Source organism: Agromyces humi (assembly GCF_009720255.1).
Taxonomy (GTDB): domain Bacteria; phylum Actinomycetota; class Actinomycetes; order Actinomycetales; family Microbacteriaceae; genus Agromyces; species Agromyces humi.
The window spans coordinates 1-4,169 of record NZ_WJSP02000331.1; the positions used below are offsets into that span (position 1 = coordinate 1).

The window sequence follows — 4,169 nt, forward strand, 5'->3', positions numbered from 1 at the left end:
CGCCCCACGCCGACCAGCGCGCCCGAGGCCAGCTCGTCTCCGGCGTCCCCGTGCACAGCCTGCGGTTGTCGGGCGTGCTCGCCGAACAGCGCGTGGTCCTCGGCGGCGAGGGAGAGACGCTGACGATCGCCCACTCGACGGTGTCGGCCTCGGCCTACGAGCAGGGCATCCTGCTGGCGCTCCGGCGTGCCGCCGCGGCATCCGGGGTCGTCGTCGGCCTCGACGCCCTGCTCGACCTCGGCCTGCCCGACCCCTCATGACGACCAGGGCCGGCGCCATCGTGATGGCCGTCCTCCTCGCGCTCTACGTGGTGCTCGTCGGATGGCGCGCCGTGCAGTTCATGGCCACCGGCGAGCCCGTCGCGGTGGGCATCGGGCTCGCGCTCATCGTGCTGCCGGTCATCGCCGCGTGGGCGCTCTGGCGCGAGATCTCGTTCGGGGTGCGGTCGCAGGCGCTCATGCGACGACTCGAGGATGAGGGCGGCCTGGAGCTCGAGATCCCGGTCAAGCCGAGCGGTCGACCCGAGCGGTCGGCAGCGGATGCCGCGTTCCCGGCGTTCCGCGACGCGGCGGAGGCGGAGCCCGACTCCTGGCGCGCCTGGCTCCGACTGGGTCTCGCCTACGACGCGGCCGGCGACCGCCGCAGGGCCCGCGGCGCCGTCCGGCGCGCCATCACGCTCGAGCGCGCGGAGCGCTGAGCATCGCGTCGAGCGCCGACTCGATGGTGACGTGCTCGAAGCGGTAGCCGTCGTCGATGAGCCGCTGCGGCCGGACCTTCTGGCTCGACAGCAGCAGTTCGTCGGCGGCCCGGCCGAGCGCCAGCTCGAGCATGCGCTCGGGCACCGTGAACGTGTAGGGCCGGTGCATCCGCTCGGCCATGGCGGCCATCACCCGATCGGCCGTCGCCGGCGTCGGCCCGGTGAGGTTCACCGCGCCCGAGAGCCTGGATTCGAGCAGGTGCGTGATCGCCCCGACCTCGTCGGCCAGGCCGATCCAGGGCCAGTGCTGCCCCCCGGTGCCGAGGCGCCCCGAGAGTCCGAACCGGGTGAGGGTGCCCACCCGCTGCATGGCCCCGCCCTCACCCACGACGATGCCGGTGCGGAACACCACTGACCGGGTCTCGTGCGGCGCGAGTGCCGCGGCGCTCTCCCAGCGCGACACGACCTCGGCGAGGAATCCGGTGCCCGCGCTCGAGAACTCCGTGAGGAGCTCGCCGGGCCGGTCGCCGTAGAAGCCCACCGCCGAGGCGCTCAGGAAGACCGCCGGGGGACGACGGGCCTTCCGCATCGCGTCGGCGAGGGTGCGGGTGGCGGTCACGCGGGAGTCGTTGATCTCGCCCCGGTACGTCTTCGTCCACGGCAACCGCGCGAGCGACGCACCGGAGAGATTCACCACCGCGTCGACGCGGTCCATCACCGTGAAGTCGATGATGCCCGCGGCCGGCGACCAGGTCGCCTCGTCGGTGCCCTGCGCGCGGCGCCGCACGAGGCGCACGATCTCGTGTCCGTCGGCGTGCAGTCGCTCGACCAGGGCCGTACCGATGAAGCCGGACGCGCCGGCGATGAGCACCCGCACGGTCTAGGCGAGCTCGGCTTCGATCGTGATCGGGATCGACAGCGCCTGCGAGATGGGGCAGTTCGCCTTGGCGTCCTCGGCGATGGCCTCGAACTGCTCCTCGGTGATGCCGGGCACCCGGGCGCTGACGAGCAGGTGGCTGCCGAGCACGCCCTTGCCGGCCTCGAAGGTGACGGCTGCCGTGGTCTGGATGCTCTCGGGCGGCAGTCCGGCCTGCGTCAGGGCGAGCGACAGGGCCATCGAGAAGCACGAGGAGTGCGCGGCGGCCAGCATCTCCTCGGGATTCGTCGTGTTCGCGACGCCTTCGCTGCGGGCCTTCCAGTTCACGTCGAACGTCGCGAGGCCCGAGGAGTCGAGGGCGACGTGGCCCGATCCTTCGAACAGCGTGCCGGTCCAGACGGTGGTCGCTTCACTCGTGAGTGCCATGTGGGATCCTCCTCCTCGAGACGGGTTCCCAGCCTATCCGGGCGGATGCCGCGAGGTCAGGTCCGTGCGATGACTCGTGCCCGCACGAGCAGCACGTACAGCTGGCATCCGAGGCAGTACCCGAACGCCGCGTTGAGGAACGCGGCGATGAAGGCGAGGGATGCCGCGATCGGCACCGCGGCGGTGAGCCCCGCCGCCCCCAGGATGACGCCGACGACGGTCACGGCGAAGCCGACGCCCTGCGCGAAGGTCGGCGGACGTGGATCCTCGAGCTCGTCGGAGGCCGCGAGACGCGGGCGCACGAGCCGTCGGAACAGGAGCGCGAACGGGTGTCGACGGACCCCGGCGAACGCGCCCCACGCGAAGAGCGCGCTCAGCGCCGCGAGGAGGATCCACGCGGCGAGGTCGGCGCCGCCGAAGCCGAGCACGGCGACGATGAGCAGCAGCACGGCCGTGATGCCCGCCGTGAAGCGCGGGCCGCGCGGATCGATGCCGTCTGGTCGGTCGGATTCAGGATGGGACACGGGACCTCCCGGTGAGGGTGTCGAGGTGGCGGCGCACGGCGTGCGCGTCGGGCACGCCGCCGATGCGGGCGGATGCGGCGCCGCTGGCGTCGAGGATGAGGGTGGTCGGCGTCTGCAGGATGCGGAAGCGATCAGCCAGGTCGGGTCGGCGGGTCAGGTCGAGCTCGACGTGCCGCACGCCCGCGTAGTCCGCGGCGATCGACGCGAGCTGCCGTGCCGTCGAGGGGCACCGGCTGCAGTACTCGGTCGAGAACTGCACCAGCGTCGCCGAGCTGCCGATCGCGGCGGGCGCGAGTCCGAGGTCGTCGAGGGCCGAGTCATCGGATGCCGCGGCCACCCGGCCGGTGCGCGATCGCCACCAGAGCCCGAGGGCCACCGCTCCGGCGGGCAGCGCGACGGCCGCGAGCAGTGCGGCCGGCCAGTCCATGCGGCGATGCTACGGCGGCGCTCCGGCCGGTTGGGGTGTGTGACGGAGGATGACGGCCCGGCTGCGAGGCACGCCTGCGGCATCCGCCCACGCCGTCGGCCGTCGGGGTTAGCATCGAGGCGATGGCCGAGACGATCCCCACGCCCTACGAAGACCTCCTGCGCGACGTGCTCGAGCACGGCACGCACAAGACCGATCGCACGGGTACCGGCACGCGCAGCGTGTTCGGCCGCCAGCTGCGCTTCGACCTCTCGCAGGGATTCCCCCTCGTCACCACCAAACGCGTGCACTTCAAGTCGATCGCCTACGAGCTGCTCTGGTTCCTGCAGGGCTCGTCGAACGTCGGCTGGCTCCGCGAACACGGCGTCACCATCTGGGACGAGTGGGCGGATGCCGCGGGCGAGCTCGGTCCCGTCTACGGCGTGCAGTGGCGCTCGTGGCCGACGCCCGGCGGCGACACCATCGACCAGATCTCGCAGGTCATCGAGCAGATCCGCGTGAACCCCGACTCTCGCCGCCTCATCGTGTCGGCGTGGAATCCGGCCGACATCCCCGACATGGCGCTGGCGCCGTGCCACGCGCTGTTCCAGTTCTACGTGGCCGACGGCCGACTGTCGTGCCAGCTCTACCAGCGCAGCGCCGACCTGTTCCTCGGCGTGCCCTTCAACATCGCGTCCTATGCGCTGCTCACGCACATGGTCGCCCAGCAGACGGGCCTCGAGGTCGGCGACTTCGTGTGGACCGGGGGCGACTGCCACATCTACGACAACCACGTCGAGCAGGTGACCGAGCAGCTCACTCGCACGCCCTTCGCCCCGCCGACCCTGCGGTTCGCCCGCACGCCGGCCTCGATCTTCGACTACGAGTACGACGACTTCATCGTCGAGGGCTACCAGCACCACCCGGCGATCCGCGCGGCCGTCGCGGTATGACGAGCGGTGCGGGGTCGGGGTGCTCGTGGGTGATCACCACCGCGGCCGTAGCCCGACTCCTTGTACCCGCCGAACGGGCTCGCCGGATCGAACCGGTTGAACGTGTTCGCCTCGTAGTACCGCGTGCGAGCGTGAGGACGCGGGAGGTGGTGTGTTCCCCATCGAGTCCAACGATGTCGGCGCGGTTGCTCGCATTCAGCGCCTGTGCGTCCGGCAGCGCCGCCGGCGATGACGGCGGCGCGCCCGCACCGGCGTGCTGCCCGACCTGTTCGCGAAGCTCGGCCTT

General features: G+C 71.9%; 7 protein-coding genes. 3 read left to right on the forward strand and 4 right to left on the reverse strand.

What is annotated here, in order from left to right:
• Both GH736_RS18335 and GH736_RS18340 read left to right on the forward strand, forming a co-directional pair.
• Nucleotides 1-260, forward strand: a 260-nt coding sequence (locus GH736_RS18335; protein WP_328596903.1) for a dihydrodipicolinate reductase C-terminal domain-containing protein, incomplete at its 5' end; no start/stop codon positions are given.
• Complete coding sequence (locus GH736_RS18340; protein ID WP_159605901.1) at nucleotides 257-697, forward strand: hypothetical protein; 441 nt, start codon at nucleotides 257-259, stop codon at nucleotides 695-697. The genes GH736_RS18335 and GH736_RS18340, both read left to right, overlap by 4 nt.
• On the opposite strand, the gene GH736_RS18345 is transcribed toward GH736_RS18340, so the two are convergent.
• Genes GH736_RS18345 through GH736_RS18360 form a run of 4 tightly spaced genes read right to left on the reverse strand, consistent with a single transcriptional unit; the run spans nucleotide 672 to nucleotide 2,951 of the window.
• A complete protein-coding gene (locus tag GH736_RS18345) occupies nucleotides 672-1,568 on the reverse strand; it encodes a TIGR01777 family oxidoreductase (RefSeq protein WP_328596904.1) in 897 nt (298 codons plus the stop codon). The genes GH736_RS18340 and GH736_RS18345 overlap by 26 nt on opposite strands.
• 9 nt (nucleotides 1,569-1,577) lie before the next feature.
• A complete protein-coding gene (locus GH736_RS18350; RefSeq protein WP_159605905.1) occupies nucleotides 1,578-2,000 on the reverse strand; it encodes an OsmC family peroxiredoxin in 423 nt (140 codons plus the stop codon).
• Between the two features lie 56 nt (nucleotides 2,001-2,056).
• Nucleotides 2,057-2,524 (reverse strand): DUF4395 domain-containing protein, encoded by a 468-nt coding sequence (locus GH736_RS18355; protein WP_159605907.1) that lies wholly within the window; start codon nucleotides 2,522-2,524, stop codon nucleotides 2,057-2,059.
• Nucleotides 2,511-2,951 carry a thioredoxin family protein gene (locus GH736_RS18360; protein ID WP_159605909.1) on the reverse strand — a complete coding sequence of 147 codons (441 nt, stop codon included), beginning with the start codon at nucleotides 2,949-2,951 and terminating at the stop codon, nucleotides 2,511-2,513. The genes GH736_RS18355 and GH736_RS18360 overlap by 14 nt, the downstream gene beginning before the upstream one ends.
• 122 nt (nucleotides 2,952-3,073) lie before the next feature.
• On the opposite strand from GH736_RS18360, the gene GH736_RS18365 reads away from it, so the two are divergent.
• Nucleotides 3,074-3,883: a thymidylate synthase gene (locus GH736_RS18365; protein WP_159605911.1), complete on the forward strand. Its 810-nt coding sequence runs from the start codon at nucleotides 3,074-3,076 to the stop codon at nucleotides 3,881-3,883.
• Nucleotides 3,884-4,169 lie beyond the last annotated feature (286 nt).

What these genes read in the sequence shown, in the direction of transcription:
- GH736_RS18340 (WP_159605901.1), top strand. Translation starts at nt 257, where the DNA reads ATGACGACCAGGGCCGGCGCCATCGTGATGGCCGTCCTCCTCGCGCTC.
- GH736_RS18350 (WP_159605905.1), bottom strand. Translation starts at nt 2,000, where the DNA reads ATGGCACTCACGAGTGAAGCGACCACCGTCTGGACCGGCACGCTGTTC.
- GH736_RS18360 (WP_159605909.1), bottom strand. Translation starts at nt 2,951, where the DNA reads ATGGACTGGCCGGCCGCACTGCTCGCGGCCGTCGCGCTGCCCGCCGGA.
- GH736_RS18365 (WP_159605911.1), top strand. Translation starts at nt 3,074, where the DNA reads ATGGCCGAGACGATCCCCACGCCCTACGAAGACCTCCTGCGCGACGTG.